Below are 15,689 nucleotides of genomic sequence, written 5' to 3' on the forward strand. Positions count from 1 at the left end.
GCTTATCTTGGCCCCTCTTTTAAGGATACCGATATAACTCAACGGATATGGGCAAGAATAAAAACGTGATCGTTGTTGGCGGGGGCATAGTTGGGCTCTCCACCGCATATTTTTTACATAAGGAAGGACACCAGGTAACTGTACTGGACAAATCTGATATTAGTTCAGGGGCCTCTTTTGTAAATGCAGGTTACCTTACCCCGAGCCATATCGTTTCCTTGGCATCTCCGGGAATGATCACCCAAGGGTTGAAATATATGTTCAATTCCTCCAGTCCGTTTTATATGAAGCCCCGACTGGACCCCGATTTTATTCGCTGGGCGTGGTATTTTAAAAAATCCTCTACCAAAGCCAAGGTAGAATGGGCAATGCCCATAATTCGCGACATTAACCTGTTGAGCCGGGAATTGTTCGAAGGCATCAAATCCTCTGGGGATTTGGGCAATTTTGAAATTGGGGACAAAGGGCTGTTGATGGTTTACCAGACCAAAGCAGCATGCGACCACGAAATGGAAGTTGTGGAAAAAGCAGCGGAAATGGGTCTGGTAGGCAAACATCTTTCCAAAGAAGAATTGCAGAAAATGGAACCAGAAGTGGATTTTAATGCAAAGGGCGCCATTCTTTGGGAGTGTGACAGACATACCACCCCACCATTGATCATGAAGAGGATGGTGGAATACTTGGAACGTGCAGGAGTGAATATTCAAAAAAATGAGGCTTTAGAGGATATTTCCATGTCCTCGGGAAAAATTACCGAAATCAAAACAAATAAGACCTCCTACGAACCGGACGAGGTTGTTTTTGCCGCAGGATCTTGGACCGGCGACCTATCAAAAAAATTGAACCTAAAATTACCTTTACAGGCGGGGAAAGGTTATCGGATAAATATGGAGGAACCCACCCATATTACCATGCCGGCCATATTAATGGAGCGAAAAATTGCGGTTACCCCAATGGAAGGCTTTACCCGTTTTGCGGGAACCATGGAGTTTTCGGGAATAAACCATATTATTCGGAAAGAACGGGTGGAGGCCATTGCCCAAGGAGTTGAAACTTATTACAATGGGCTGAAAATCCCTGCAGAGGCCAAAAACAACGCCCAATGTGGATTACGACCAGTATCGCCGGATGGTCTTCCCTATATTGGAAAACCCAAAAACATCCATAATCTTACGATTGCAACAGGGCACGCGATGATGGGTTGGAGTCTGGGGCCGGCAACCGGAAAGTTGGTCACGGAACTGATTTCTGGGACCAAAACATCAATGGATATCCTCCCATTTGATCCTGAACGTAAATTTTAAGTAATTTCTTTCGTTTTGGGGCATGATATGTGCTGTTTAGATTTTTCAGTTGCATTATTAACGATTAATTTTACAGCATGAAAAAGAACTACTCCATTTTACTTTTCTGCACTTTCTTTCAGATAGTTGGCATATGGTCCCAAGAAGTGAAGATTTTCCATTTGGAAGATTTTAACCTAAAGGGAAAGGTCAAATCCTGTTTGGTAACCACGGACTATGGGAAAGAACTGTTTGAGTTCAATGAAAATGGAGTGCTTACCAAAACCGTTACCCAGTACAACGATTCCGATCAGGATATCACATACTACAAATATGATAATGGCGAGTTGGTAGAAAAACGAATGGAAAGCTACAAAAACAATGTTCTCGACGAATCCACCTCCATGGCCAACTTTTACAAAGTGGATTCCGTGCCCCATCGAAAGGTAACCGAAAAAATTGTTTCTTACGACAAGCAATTTTTGGAGCAAGAACAGTATCATTACGATGATGAAGGAAAATTGGTAAAGATCATATCCTCCAACGACGAAGGAGTGGATGAGACTACCTTTGAATATTCGCAGGTAAAGAATGAACGTACCGTAAGCACCTTCACGAATGGAATCCTACAGAAATCGGTGCGAACATCGACAAAAAAAATGCCGAACGGCACCCAAGAGATTATTTTGACCAAGGAGTATATAGATGGGGAACCCAATACGGCGACAGAGGAAATCTTCAATACCAATGGCAAATTGGTCACAAGCGAGGATTTTTTATATGATGTTGCCGAAAAAGAATTCGTTTCACAAAAAAAGCGTTTTTACTACTACACTGGGGGAATTTTGAGCAAGGTGGTCAAGAAGACCATCAATACCGAATCCACGGACAAATACATTTTTCAGTTTGACGATCATAAACCGAGCAATTGGGTGAAGCAGATTGTAACCCCTGACAATTCCTATACTACAAGGACCATAAAATATTATGAAGAAGAGGCGCCCGATGAAGAAACCTCAAACCGATAGACGGCTATAGCAGCCCCTCGATAATTTCAGGTTTAACTTCGTGACCTCCTTTAAAAGTGATGGTCTTTACATTTCCTCGGAACAAGCGATCGATCTTTACTTTTTCGCCTTTTAATCGCTCTGGCGTAAGAAATTCATCCTCGTCACCATAGATAATTTTAATGGAAGTGGCATTATGGTCCAAAAACTCAAAATCATTGGCCTTGAGTTCATTGGGTATTCTCCCGGCATACAGCGCAACCAACTTGCATTTGGCCTTTTTACTGGCCAGCCATCTTGTGGCGACGGAAACACCCTGCGAAAAACCAAACAGCACAAGATTTGCATCTTTCGGAATATTTTCCGCTTCAAGCACCGCATCGATATAATTAAGTACGTTTTTTACCTCGGTGGCAGTGTTTTCTTTGGTCAGCCAACTTGCACCAACATATTTGTACTCGTTTTTCAAATAATATTTGGAAGGGGCCTGCGGAACGATTAGGTAGTTTTCATTTGGATCTAAACCTTTGAAATACTTCACGAAATATCGGCTCAAATACCCGATTCCATGAAAAACAAGCCATACATTTTTTGTTTTGGGGGTTAATTCATTCTGAGTCAGATAGGTATTCTCGGTGGTATAGGTCACAGTCTTTTCTGTATTGGACATAATCGAAACCGCTTATTTAGATATTGCCGAAGCTTTATGTAATTTTACAAAAAATACAAGGATGAACGAGCATAAAGAGAAGATTCTGTCCGTTTGCAACGACATTTGCAAGGGCACATTGATGGAGACATTGGACATTACCTATATTGATGTAGGGGAAAATTTTCTTTTGGCAAAAATGCCCGTAACGCCCAAAGTGCATCAGCCGGACGGGGTGCTCCACGGAGGTGCTTCGGTAGCCTTGGCGGAGAGTGTCGGTAGCGCAGCTTCCTATATTTTCTTGGACGGACAAAAATTTTTCGTTCGCGGGATAGAAATTGCGGCCAATCATGTTCGTTCCATAAAAGAAGGCTTTGTGTATGCCAAGGCATCCATTATCCATAAAGGGCGCACCACCCAGCTTTGGGAGATAAAGATCACTGATGAAGAAGGTCACTTGATTTCCAATTGTAAACTTACCACCATTGCGTTACCCAGAAAGTAAGGAGCTTCAAGAAATTTGGAATAGGGTAGAGACCAGTTTTAAAGATCGTCTGCCCTTTGTAATCTATCGTAAGCCCCAAGAGAATGATATTTTTGGTGTTTTTCAAACCGATGCGGAACACCATCAACCCTTGGATTTTACGGAAAAAGGTTTTGTTTTTGCCCCTTTTAAGGAGGGGGAACAAACAGTTTTGGTGACGCCCGATACATTCTGGAAAAGCAGTTACACGCGTGAAGAAGCGGAAAATACTTCGGATATTTCCCTCGATGATTCGGGAAAGGAAGTTCATATCCAACTGGTAAAAAATGGCATAAGGGAAATTCAAAAGGGGAGACTTCAAAAAGTGGTGCTTTCCAGAAAAATTGAGGTGCCTCTCACCAAATCGCCCATCAACGTATTCAAGACCCTCCTGAACAAATATCCGAATGCCTTTGGATATCTTTTTTACCACCCCAAAGTAGGTACTTGGTGCGGCGCAACACCTGAAACCTTGGTGAAAATAAAGAACCGGGAATTACAGACTATGTCCTTGGCGGCAACACTTCCATATATCAAAAATGAAAAACCGAAGTGGGGCAGTAAAGAAATAGAGGAACAACAGATGGTTTCCGAGTACATTGGCGATAAATTGGCCCATACCGTCCAACAACTGGAAGTTGATGAAGCAGAATCGGTCCGTGCCGGAAACCTTTGGCACCTGAGATCTGAGGTACGCGGCACTTTGCTTCTCAATCTCAAGGTTGGGGAAGTGGTAAAAGCTTTGCACCCAACACCTGCGGTCTGCGGAATCCCCACGGAAGAGGCACAAAAATTTATACTGGTTAACGAAGACTATCGGCGAACTTTTTACACGGGTTTTTTAGGTGAATTGAATTTGAGCGGTGAGAACGAACTATCACTTTTTGTGAACCTCCGTTGCATGCAATTGGAAGACAAAAAGGCTTCGATTTTTGTCGGGGGCGGAATTACCGAAGCTTCTGATCCGGAAAGCGAATGGGTCGAGACCCAGAACAAAAGCCGGACCATGCTGGAAATCATCTAAATTCAAGATTTCAGTTTGAGGACATACCGCACAGATGATGTATTTTTGTAGTCCATGATGTATTCCGATATACCCTCTGCACAAACCTTGGTCCTATATTTTAAATCCAAGGGAATAAAAAACATTGTTATCTCACCCGGATCCAGAAATGCTCCGCTGACCATCAGTTTTACCAAAAACCCATTTTTTTCCTGTTATAGTATTGTAGATGAGCGTTGTGCGGCATTTTTTGCTATGGGAATGGCACAGCATTTACAGGAACCGGTGGCGGTACTTTGCTCATCGGGCAGTGCTATGTTGAACTTTTATCCCGCTGTGGCTGAGGCATTTTATAGCGATATTCCACTTATCGTAATCTCTGCGGATAGGCCCGCTTATCGCATTGATATTGGGGATGGGCAGACCATCCGACAGGAAAATGTACTGGAAAAGCACATCGGCTATTCTGCCAACCTGAAGCAGGACGTTTCCCATGCCACGAACACCATTTCAAAATATGGTAAATCCTTGTTGGAAAGTGACCAGGAAGACATCCAACGGTACAACGAAGGGGAAATTTCCAAGGCATTGGATGTGACCATCCATCAAAAATATCCCGTGCACATCAATATTCCTTTTGAAGAACCATTGTACGGAAGGGTAGAGGAACCCTCGGTTCATATTCGAGATGACGAAGATTCCAAAACAAACCATGCCATTGAGGAGCCTTGGGATGAATTGGCATCGATTTGGAGGGAGAGTCCGCGAAAAATGGTTTTGGTGGGGGTAAACCAGCCCAACGCCATCGAAGATGATGTGTTGCATATGTTGGCCAATGACCGTAATACCGTATTGTTTACAGAGACCACTTCCAACTTGCACCATCCAAATTTCTTTGAGAGTATTGACAGTATTATCGCTCCCATTGAAAAATCCGAGAACAGGGAAAAGCTTTTCCAAAAATTGCAGCCCGAACTCCTTGTTACTTTTGGGGGTTTGATCGTTTCCAAAAAAATAAAGGCCTTCCTACGGCAGTACAAGCCAAAGCAGCATTGGCATATTGACACAAAAAAGGCCAACGACACTTTTTATTGCCTTACAAAACATATTATATGCCATCCCAATGAGTTTTTTAAAAAAATGGGGGACAAAAGATCCGGTGAGAGTGATTTCAAGGCATTTTGGGAGCTCAAAAAAGACAACTATGAGAGAAAGCGAAGTGCATATCTCAAAGAAATTCCTTTTTCCGATTTTATCGCTTTTGACCGTATCCTAAAAAACATACCCAAAGGGTATCAGGTGCATTTGGCCAACAGCAGCACGGTTAGGTATGCCCAGCTCTTTGAACTGGATGAATCGTTGAAAGTCTTCTGCAACCGCGGAACCAGCGGCATAGACGGAAGCACATCCACGGCTGTGGGAAGCTCCATACACAGTAAGGAACCTACCGTTTTGGTTACGGGGGACCTAAGTTTTTTTTACGACAGCAATGCATTGTGGAACAAATATATACGTCCGGATTTTAGGATTGTACTCATCAATAATTCAGGTGGGGGAATTTTCCGGATCTTGCCCGGGATGGAGGATACCGAGGAGTTCGAGACCTTTTTTGAGACGAGCCATGAGCTATCTGCTGAGCATTTGGCAGAAATGTATGGTTTTGAGCACATCATGGCAGAAAATGAAGCTGAATTGGACGCTACATTAAAGGAGTTTTATTCAAAATCTCAGAAGCCAAAAATCTTGGAAGTCACAACACCGCGCGTATTGAACAATAAAATTTTGCTCGGGTATTTCGATTTTATATCTTAGAACCTTAGCTATAAATCATTAAAGAACACTAATCAGTATGAGCAAAAGGGACGAACTTATAGAGAAGTACGCAGAGGATATCAAGAGTAAATTTGGAGAGACACCCGATCAAGACCTATTGACCAAAGTTACGATTGGTCTTGGCCCGGCCATTTACAATTTGGATGCTTCCAAAGTTTCTGGATCTGACGAGAAGGAGCTGGAAACCGTAAAGAACAATTTCTTGGTAAAAAAATTGGGACTCGCGGATACCCCTGCATTGATGGAATCTATCAATAGTGTAATTGACGCTTATGGGAGGTCTGAGAAGAACAAACATAGAGCTGTTATCTATTACATGCTTACCAAGCACTTCGGAAAAGAATCGGTTTATAAGTAAGATTACAAAACCTAAAAAAAAGCTGCCCTCGTTTATGGCGGCTTTTTTTATACCCATTTTTACCGCTACCTTTACCAAATGATAGAGTTGGGAAACTACAATACCCTTAAGGTGCTCAGGAGCACCAGTATAGGGCTTTTTTTGGGCGATGAGGAAGGTACGGAAATCCTGTTACCGAACAAGTATGTGCCCGAGGATTTTGAAATAGATGCGGAGCTCGAGGTTTTTTGCTATTTGGACAATGCCGAACGCCCCATTTCGACCACGTTGAAACCAAAGATTGTCCGTAACGGCTTTGCCCATTTGCAAGTGGTCGAGGTCGGTTCTTATGGTGCATTTATGGACTGGGGACTGGAAAAGCATCTCCTAGTTCCCTTTAGGGAACAGTCCGAAAGAATGGTGGAGGGCCGAAAATATATTGTTCACTGCTATATGGATGAAGAAAGTATGCGGTTGACGGGTTCCAGTAGGGTGGATAAATTTCTTTCCAACGAAAACCTTGAGTATGACCAAAATGACCAGGTTAGTCTTTTGGTGTACCGAAAAACTCCGTTAGGGTGGGAGGTAATCGTTGAGGACAGGCACAAGGGACTTATTTTCGATAGCGATATTTTTAAGCCTATCTCCGTAGGGGACCAATTGACCGGATTCATTAAAAATATAAGGGAGGATAAAAAACTGGATATTTCCCTTCAACCAATAGGGGCCAAAATGTTGGAACCTACTGCCAAAATGATTTTGGACAAACTTGAGGAGAATGGTGGATTTTTGCCCTTGCACGACAAATCGTCCCCAGAGGAAATAAAAAAGACCCTGCACCTGAGTAAAAAAGCATTCAAGAAAGGAGTCGGGATACTGTACCGTCAGCGCAAGATCAATATTTTAGACGACGGCATTCATTTATTATAGATTAAAAAATGCATTGAAACCAGTTTCGGCGATGCTTTGTGGAATTAAAGTTTTTTTCTTTGGACAAAAACTTTATTTTTGTAAGGAATCAGATTAACTTATTGGTTGTTATGCTTTTAGCATAACATATAATTATAACCCCCCTTCACGATATGCCTTTTATTGAAGAAAGTGATTTGTTGGACCTTCATAAGGATATAGATAAGGCCCAAATTATTAACGAAAGACTTCTTGATCAGATAAAATACAAGAACAAAGATCTTCGCAAAATCAAATTGCAGCGAAACATTCTTCTGGGCTTTGTGGGACTCTTTGTAATAGGGACTTTGGCCATCACATCCTTTACTGCCGGACTTTCCAGTAAACAATCTTTTGAAAACCAGAGCAACGTTCTGGTTTCCTTGGACAGTTTGGATGTCATCAGGGCCAGAATCGAAAATCTCAAGTCCCAGAATGAGGAACTTAGTTTGGTGAAGGAATTTTATTTGGCCAAAGAGTTCTTGAACAAGGAAAAAATCTATTCCGTACAAGTAAAATCTTTTGTGGAAAACAATGTTACCTTGGCTTCCGAGGCATTGACCAATACCCTTTTTGTAAAGACCAATCCTTTTTACGCCTATTCCCTCGGTAATTTTGAAACCTTGGAAGAGGCACAAAAATTCAGAAAGCAATTGGTACAGATGGGCTTCCAAGATGCTTTTGTTGCTTCCTACCAGGATGGTCAAAGAATTAAAATAGAAGATCCGTATTAACATTGGGAAATACTAAGGCTTGGATACAAGCTGCTAGACTGCGCACATTGCCCCTTTCCGTTTCAGGAATCATTGTTGGAACAGCGTTGGCAACAATGGTAGGGGAATTTCAACTTTCAATATTCATATTTGCCTTATTGACCACCATTGGTTTCCAGGTGACCTCCAATTTTGCCAATGATTATGGGGATGGGGTCAAAGGAACCGACAATGAGGACAGAATAGGTCCGACCCGGGCCATACAAAGTGGTTCCATTACCCAAAATTCCCTAAAAAAGGGCATCATAATTTCCATCGTAATCAGTATGGTTTTGGCCATGAGCCTTATTTATTTGGCCTTTGGCTTGGAAAACCTGAAATATGTGCTCATTTTCTTTGTACTCGGTCTGTTGAGCGTTTGGGCGGCAATTAAATATACTGTGGGTTCCAATGCCTACGGTTACCATGGTCTTGGAGATATGTTCGTATTCTTGTTCTTTGGTCTGCTGGGCGTGCTCGGCAGTATGTTTCTTTATATACAATCTTTGGATTGGGCATCTCTATTGCCGGCGATTTCCGTTGGCCTGCTGTGCGTTGCCGTATTGAACCTCAACAACCTGCGTGATGTGGTTTCCGATAAAAAGCACGGTAAGATTACCATGGTCGTTAAAATGGGTTTTGACAATGGTAAGCGGTATCATGGCTTTCTCATACTTATGGCACTTTTGTGCTTTTCGGTGTTTGTATGGATCAAGGGTTTTGGTTTGAAAGAATCATTTTTCATGTTGGCCTTTTTTCCATTATTGATTCATTTAAGAAAAGTAATGAAGACAGAAAACCCTGGAAATTTGGATGTAGAACTTAAAAAAGTAGCGCTAAGTACCTTTTTATTAGCAACTTTATTCTACATTTCAGTCAATATTTTTTTGTAAATTTGATTTACAACCAAATAAACTTAGAAGTAACTTGGAACATCCGATAAAAATTTTGATCGTAGAGGATAATGTCATCATTGCCGATGACATGCAATCCATGCTAGAGGAAATCGGTTATGAGATTGTCGACAATGTCATAGTTTACGAGCAAGCCGTTGATGTATTGAAAAACAACCATGTTGATTTGGTGTTGATCGATATTATACTGGCCTCGGATAAAACCGGTATCGATCTTGGCAAGCATATTCGGGAAACCTACAATATACCTTTCATATTCGTAACCTCGAACTCGGACCGGGCCACGGTAGAGAATGCCAAAACGGTGAAGCCCGATGGTTATTTGGTGAAGCCTTTTGAACAGCAAGATCTTTATACCTCCATAGAAATAGCGCTTTCCAATTTCAATTATGCCAAAAAGAGCATAGAAAAAATGGAGGACGAAGCCGCGGATGAAATTACATCCAACTCTGTTCTAAAGGACTCCATATTTGTGAAAAAACAGCACTTGTACTACCGAATCCAGTTCAGTGATATCCAGTTCATCAAGGCGGACAACGTTTATTTGGAGGTCAACACGGTGGATAAAAAATTCTTGGTTCGCTCGCCACTGAAAGATTATTTGGAAAAATTGCCGAAGAACAAATTTTATAGGGCCCATAAGTCCTATATCGTCAACGTGGATCATATAGATGCCATCAATTCCAAGGACATTATGATCAACAATAATTTGATTCCGATCTCGAAGGACTTCAAGGAGTTTATACTTTCCTCCATGAACAGTTAACCCAATTTGATTCTTTCGTAACCATATAGGAGTGCCTTTTCGAGGCACTTTTTTTTTGAAACAACATGCCAAGGGGGGAGTGACCACAAGTTTTAAGGTGTTCACAACAATATTTTCACCCTTAGGCCAAATGATTCTACTTTAGTAGTGTAATAATCAAGAAAGTAATTTTTTCATTTTCATATAGTGTTCTCGTAAAAGGGTCTTGTGGTAAAAAGCAGGGCCTTTTTCAATTTTAGGACGTCCGTATTTATATCGAAAACTCCATAAAAGGCACAAAACATCGATAAAATACCACTTGACATACAAACATTATCTTTTCACAACAGAAAACTGGACTTTCACAACAATAACCCTCACTTCTTTCCTGTAGGATTTAATTTTGTAGGTAAACTAACGTTCTTTATATACCCCATACAGTACGATTCGACATTAATTTTCATTTTGTTGACAGAATTGATTATCGGGGGCAATAAAGGAAAAAAGGGCACGATAATAATATAGGACCTAAGGTGCAAAACCGGCGGTCTCTGTATCAATTAAATTAATGGAACGTTACGTAAGACTTATATTTACCGCTATATATTTTGTTTTTCTTTTTACTTCATCGGCACAGACCATTTCCGATAATGAAGAAAGTACGTTAAAGGAATTTCAAGATACCGATCAACCCTCCCAGCGGTTTGAGGTCTTTTTTAATTCCCTGGACCGATATAATGTAAACTCTGCATACGATTGGTTGGACACCATCAAAATTTATTTGGCAAATGCCGAAAAAACGGAGGATACTACCGCCATGCATCTGTACAGGGTAATGCAGGCACAGGTCTATAACGATTTGGGGGAATACGATAAAAGTACCGCCTTGGCCAAGGAATTGTATGATATCAAAGATTCCCTGGACCCCGATTCCCAAAAAATAGTGTTGGATGTCTTGGATGATAACTATGCCAATCTCCAATTGTTCGACAAACAAATCGAAATCAGAAAGCAAAAACGTGAACTTGGCCTCACCAACAACGTGGCTTTTTACGACATCTATAGCAATCTGGGACTTTACAGAAAAGCGAGGAACCAGTATATTATGGAAGTGAAGCCGACCATTGCGGACAATGATTCCTACGGTTTGGCAAAATACCACAGCAAAGTCGGAAACTATTTGCGTTTGGATGACTCGGCGCCCACGGCATTGAGCGAACTGAAAAAAGCAAAGGCCTATCTGGACGTTTATGTGAACGATATTTCCATTCAAAAAAGTGAGTCCGATATTTTTGAAACCGAACTTTTAAAGGCGGAAATAGAGGGGAATATAGCGAAATGTCATGTAATGCTCGAGGATTATGATGAGGCAATCCCTCTGTTGCAGAGCAGCATCGAAACCTTAAAGAAGTCTTCAAAAAATGAGGACCAGAGCGAAGTAGTGGAAAACACATTGTACTTGGCGGAGGCCAATTTACAGATTGACCGATTTACCGATGCAAAAAAATATCTGGACATCGAGTTCGATAACATTACCGTACTGCAGACCATAAAAAAGAACAGTTTGCTTGCCGCTTTTTATGATAAAGTGGAAAACTATAAAAACGCTTCCATCTATTACAAGCGCAACGAAAGAATAAAGGATTCCTTGGCCAAGAAGCAATCTGCACTCATCAAGCAACAATTGGTGACGATTGTTGCCAACGAGGATCTGGAGAATTCCCAAAGGTTGATCGATGAGCAAAAACGCATCAATGAGCTTGCCCGTAACGAGATGAAGGCCAAAGATGAGCGCATCAATTTGGTGTTTATATCGTTGATATTTACCCTTTTGGGATTCGCCGGTCTGGTTTATGCGTATTTAAAAAGTATCAAAAACCAACGATTGATAGCGGAACAAAAGCATATTATCGAAAATTCGTTGGTTGAAAAAGACTCCCTTTTAAAGGAAATCCATCACAGGGTCAAGAACAACCTACAAATGGTATCCAGCCTCTTGAGCCTTCAGACCAAAAATACCCGAAGCAAGGCTGCCATAGAGGCACTGGAAGAAGGAAAGAGCAGGGTGAAGGCGATGGCGCTGATACATCAAAAATTATATCAGAACGACGACCTTTCGGTAATTGAAATGCAAGGATATATCGAAAGTTTGATTAACAGTGTGCAATCCGTGTACAAAAAAGGAGGGCACAACATCAGCATTACCATAGATGCCGAAGGTACCGAATTGGACATTGACCGCGCCATTCCGTTTGGTTTGATTCTGAATGAATTGGTGTCGAATTCTTTCAAATACGCATTCCCTGAAAACGATGAGAACGGAAAAATCTATATTCATCTCCGTAAAAATGGCGACCAGGGCTATTTTGAATATACCGATAACGGAGTCGGGCTTCCCGAGGACACCGATGAGCGTTCGCACTCGTCCATGGGCATACGACTGATCAATCGCTTGGTGAACCAGTTGCAATCCAAATTGAATGTGGATAGGCAAACCGAAGGTGTCCGATTCTGGTTCAACTTTAGTTGATTAATAGCTTTTCCATCTGTATAGGATTCAAAATATACTTACATTTGAGTCCATTCCATGAAAGCAAGCTACAAAAAGTACATCCTAAATTTTAAAGTTCCCAGCGGTACCTCACGTGGGGTAATGACCCAGAAAGAAACATGGTTCATCATCTTAAAAGATAAAAATGGTCTGGGAATAGGGGAGTGCGGTATTTTACGTGGATTGAGCGTTGATGACCAACCCGATTACGAACACCAGCTTGCTTGGACCTGCAAAAATATTCATTTGGGGAAAGATGAGCTTCTGAATCAACTCAAAGAATTTCCCTCCATTCAATTTGGGGTAGAGCAGGCTTTTTTGTCACTTCAATCCAAAGACCCGTTTGAACTTTTTCCTTCGGACTTCACTCAAAAGGAATCTCCCATAGACATCAATGGTCTTATCTGGATAGGTAACACGGATTACATGCTCAAACAATTGGAGCAAAAATTAAAGGATGGCTTTGGATGTATTAAAATGAAAATCGGAGCCATCGATTTTGACCAAGAAATATCCATTCTCAAATCCATTCGTGATAATTTTTCGCCAGAAGAAATTGAACTTCGGGTAGATGCCAATGGGGCTTTTGCTCCCGATGCAGCCATGAAAAAACTGGAAAGATTATCCACTTTTAAAATCCATTCCATCGAGCAGCCCATAAAAGCGGGCCAATGGGAGGCAATGGCCAAACTTTGCGAAACAACACCTCTTCCCATTGCCCTGGACGAGGAATTAATCGGGATTTTTGATGTAACAGAAAAGGAAAAATTGCTACAAACCATACGACCGCAATACATCATTTTAAAACCAAGTTTGGTGGGAGGTATTGGCGGTTGTGAAGAATGGATAGCTTTAGCAGAAAAGCAAGATATTGGCTGGTGGATCACCAGTGCACTGGAAAGCAATATTGGGTTGAATGCAATTGCACAGTTTACTTATTCCTTGGGTACAAAGATGCCACAAGGCTTGGGTACGGGCAGTTTGTTTACCAACAATATCGATAGCCCATTGGAAGTATCAAACGGAAAATTGTTTTATCGCAATTCAAAAGATTGGAATACAAAATTAATTGAACACATATGTACATAGAGCAGGCTTACAAAGGATTGTCCGACGGTTGGCGATATTTAATCGGTTTTCTTATCATTTTTATTGGATGGCAGTTGCTCGGCGGAATTCCATTGGTATTCGCAGTTATGCTCAAAAGTGGCCCCGAGGCCCTTATGGCATCGGATTATGGTGCAATGGCCGATTCCTTAGGGTTGAATATGTTCTTTTTTTTGATTTTGATCATGTTCGTAGTTGCCATGATCAGTTTATGGGTCGCGGTCAAGTTTATTCATAAATTATCCCTCAAGAATTTTACCACCTCCAGAAAAAAAATTGATTGGAAAAGGATAACTTTTGCTTTTACGCTTTGGGGAATTGTTTCCGTTGCCCTGGTGTTTTTGGATATTTATTTGTCCCCCGAAAACTATGAGTTCCAATTTGAACCCGTTCCTTTTTTAATTTTACTGCTCATATCCATTGTTATGATTCCCATACAGACCAGTTTTGAGGAGTATTTTACACGAGGGTACCTCATGCAGGGCATAGGAATAGCAGCCAAAAACAGGTGGTTACCGTTTATAATCAGTTCTACATTGTTCGGTCTGTTGCATATTGTAAACCCCGAAGTTGAAAAATTGGGTTACGGCATTTTGGTCTATTATGTAGGGACTGGTTTTTTTCTGGGAATTTTGACCTTGATGGACGAAGGACTGGAATTGCCTTTGGGTTTCCACGCTGCCAATAATTTTTTTACGGCCATACTCGTTACCGCCGATTGGACTGCTTTTCGCACCAATTCCCTTTACAAAGATGTTTCCGAACCCGTGTTGGGTTGGGATGTTCTTATTCCCGTTTTTGTGATCTATCCCATTTTGCTGTTTATTTTTTCCAAAAAGTACGGCTGGAAAAACTGGAAGGAACGACTTTTTGGTAAAGTTTTGTCCAAAGAAGAATTTGTAGCACTGACCGATGGCGAATCCGACCTGGCATAATATTCATCCAGACTTTAGGCTTAACGGCAAAGGGTTAACAAAGAACCAGTTAGTCGAAATTGGAGGCCACTTGGCAAAAGAGGATGAATCTTTTGAAAAAATCATTGGTAATTTTTTACTGGATTGGACTTCCGATACATCAACGGTAAAAGTGCAAACATCTGGATCTACAGGAAATCCCAAAACCATTGTTCTCAAAAAAGAGCATATGGTGAATTCCGCATTGGCCACGGGAGCGTATTTTGGGTTGCAGCCCAAACAAAATGCGCTTTTATGTTTGCCCTGCACAGGAATTGCAGGCAAAATGATGTTGGTCCGTGCCATGGTTCTTGGGCTTCATTTGGATTATACGGAACCCTCTTCAAATCCAATGTCCAGTAATAACCAAGTGTATGATTTTGTGGCCATGGTTCCGCTTCAGGTTCAAAATTCGTTGGATGCCTTGAACAGAATTAAACAGCTCATTGTCGGTGGAGCCCCAATAGATGCAAGTTTGCAGAATAAACTCGTCAAGGCACCTGTTGAGGCCTATGAAACCTACGGGATGACGGAGACCATCACCCATATTGCAGTAAAAAAATTGGACAAACAAGGTAGCAACTATTTTGAAACACTGCCCCATGTGAAATTATCTATCGATGAAAGAAACTGTTTGATTATCGATGCTCCAAAAATTGCTACGGATAAAGTAGTGACGAACGATGTGGTGGAACTGGTTGGCGACACACAATTCAAATGGTTGGGAAGATACGATTCCATTATCAATTCTGGTGGCATCAAATTAATGCCCGAAAAAATTGAGGAGAAATTATCCCCGTTGATAAACACCCGTTTTTTTGTGGCAGGACTTCCGGATGAAACCTTGGGCCAAAAGTTGGTGCTCGTAGTAGAAAGCGAGGCTACCAATCTTAAAGAACTGCTTCAGAACATTAAAAAGGTGAGGGGCATTTCAAAATATGAGGTGCCCAAACAAATTTACTTTGTAAAACCCTTTATTGAGACTTCCACAAAAAAGATAGACCGTCAAAAAACGTTGGAACGGATTATTTAGACTAATTTCCAAAGGCCGTTCCCTAAGCAGAAGCGCTACTTGCCTCATTAC

The 15,689-nt window shown here is 41.4% G+C and carries 15 protein-coding genes; 14 read left to right on the forward strand and 1 reads right to left on the reverse strand.

The annotated features are described in order from the left end of the window. Positions 1–47: 47 nt before the first annotated feature. The gene (locus tag SD449_RS01370; RefSeq protein WP_318308227.1) at positions 48–1,304 is read left to right on the forward strand and encodes an NAD(P)/FAD-dependent oxidoreductase; all 1,257 of its coding nucleotides are present in this window, start codon (positions 48–50) and stop codon (positions 1,302–1,304) included. Between the two features lie 77 nt (positions 1,305–1,381). Next, a complete protein-coding gene (locus tag SD449_RS01375; protein WP_318308228.1) occupies positions 1,382–2,311 on the forward strand; it encodes a hypothetical protein in 930 nt (309 codons plus the stop codon). A gap of 4 nt (positions 2,312–2,315) precedes the next feature. On the opposite strand, the gene SD449_RS01380 is transcribed toward SD449_RS01375, so the two are convergent. Continuing rightward, positions 2,316–2,960, reverse strand: a complete 645-nt coding sequence (locus SD449_RS01380) for an alpha/beta hydrolase (protein ID WP_318308229.1) — start codon at positions 2,958–2,960, stop codon at positions 2,316–2,318. A gap of 61 nt (positions 2,961–3,021) precedes the next feature. Between SD449_RS01380 and SD449_RS01385 the strand changes: the two genes are divergently transcribed. From SD449_RS01385 to SD449_RS01440, 12 genes are all read left to right on the forward strand, one after another. Continuing rightward, a complete protein-coding gene (locus SD449_RS01385) occupies positions 3,022–3,444 on the forward strand; it encodes a PaaI family thioesterase (RefSeq protein ID WP_318308230.1) in 423 nt (140 codons plus the stop codon). Then, positions 3,425–4,486, forward strand: a complete 1,062-nt coding sequence (locus SD449_RS01390) for a chorismate-binding protein (protein WP_318308231.1) — start codon at positions 3,425–3,427, stop codon at positions 4,484–4,486. Before SD449_RS01385 ends, SD449_RS01390 begins: the two co-directional genes overlap by 20 nt. Before the next feature lie 54 nt (positions 4,487–4,540). Then, complete coding sequence (gene menD / locus SD449_RS01395) at positions 4,541–6,277, forward strand: 2-succinyl-5-enolpyruvyl-6-hydroxy-3-cyclohexene-1-carboxylic-acid synthase (protein WP_318308232.1); 1,737 nt, start codon at positions 4,541–4,543, stop codon at positions 6,275–6,277. Positions 6,278–6,314: 37 nt separating this feature from the next. Further along, the gene (locus SD449_RS01400; RefSeq protein ID WP_318308233.1) at positions 6,315–6,656 is read left to right on the forward strand and encodes a DUF2853 family protein; all 342 of its coding nucleotides are present in this window, start codon (positions 6,315–6,317) and stop codon (positions 6,654–6,656) included. Positions 6,657–6,734: 78 nt separating this feature from the next. Further along, the gene (locus tag SD449_RS01405; RefSeq protein WP_318308234.1) at positions 6,735–7,565 is read left to right on the forward strand and encodes a CvfB family protein; all 831 of its coding nucleotides are present in this window, start codon (positions 6,735–6,737) and stop codon (positions 7,563–7,565) included. A 152-nt stretch (positions 7,566–7,717) separates the two neighbouring features. Continuing rightward, on the forward strand, positions 7,718–8,317 hold the full coding sequence (locus SD449_RS01410; protein WP_318308235.1) for an SPOR domain-containing protein: 600 nt from the start codon (positions 7,718–7,720) through the stop codon (positions 8,315–8,317). A 2-nt stretch (positions 8,318–8,319) separates the two neighbouring features. Further along, positions 8,320–9,228 (forward strand): 1,4-dihydroxy-2-naphthoate octaprenyltransferase, encoded by a 909-nt coding sequence (menA, locus tag SD449_RS01415; protein ID WP_318308236.1) that lies wholly within the window; start codon positions 8,320–8,322, stop codon positions 9,226–9,228. 34 nt (positions 9,229–9,262) lie between these two features. Then, positions 9,263–10,015 (forward strand): LytR/AlgR family response regulator transcription factor, encoded by a 753-nt coding sequence (locus SD449_RS01420; RefSeq protein ID WP_318308237.1) that lies wholly within the window; start codon positions 9,263–9,265, stop codon positions 10,013–10,015. 547 nt (positions 10,016–10,562) lie between these two features. After that, positions 10,563–12,524 (forward strand): sensor histidine kinase, encoded by a 1,962-nt coding sequence (locus tag SD449_RS01425; protein WP_318308238.1) that lies wholly within the window; start codon positions 10,563–10,565, stop codon positions 12,522–12,524. A 57-nt stretch (positions 12,525–12,581) separates the two neighbouring features. Beyond that, positions 12,582–13,634 carry an o-succinylbenzoate synthase gene (locus tag SD449_RS01430; RefSeq protein ID WP_318308239.1) on the forward strand — a complete coding sequence of 351 codons (1,053 nt, stop codon included), beginning with the start codon at positions 12,582–12,584 and terminating at the stop codon, positions 13,632–13,634. After that, positions 13,625–14,587, forward strand: a complete 963-nt coding sequence (locus tag SD449_RS01435) for a CPBP family intramembrane glutamic endopeptidase (protein WP_318308240.1) — start codon at positions 13,625–13,627, stop codon at positions 14,585–14,587. Before SD449_RS01430 ends, SD449_RS01435 begins: the two co-directional genes overlap by 10 nt. Positions 14,588–14,657: 70 nt before the next feature. Further along, a complete protein-coding gene (locus tag SD449_RS01440; protein ID WP_318308241.1) occupies positions 14,658–15,638 on the forward strand; it encodes an AMP-binding protein in 981 nt (326 codons plus the stop codon). Positions 15,639–15,689: the final 51 nt, after the last annotated feature.

It is taken from the genome of Flagellimonas crocea (assembly GCF_033441595.1).
In the GTDB taxonomy this organism is placed as follows: Bacteria; Bacteroidota; Bacteroidia; order Flavobacteriales; family Flavobacteriaceae; genus Flagellimonas; species Flagellimonas crocea.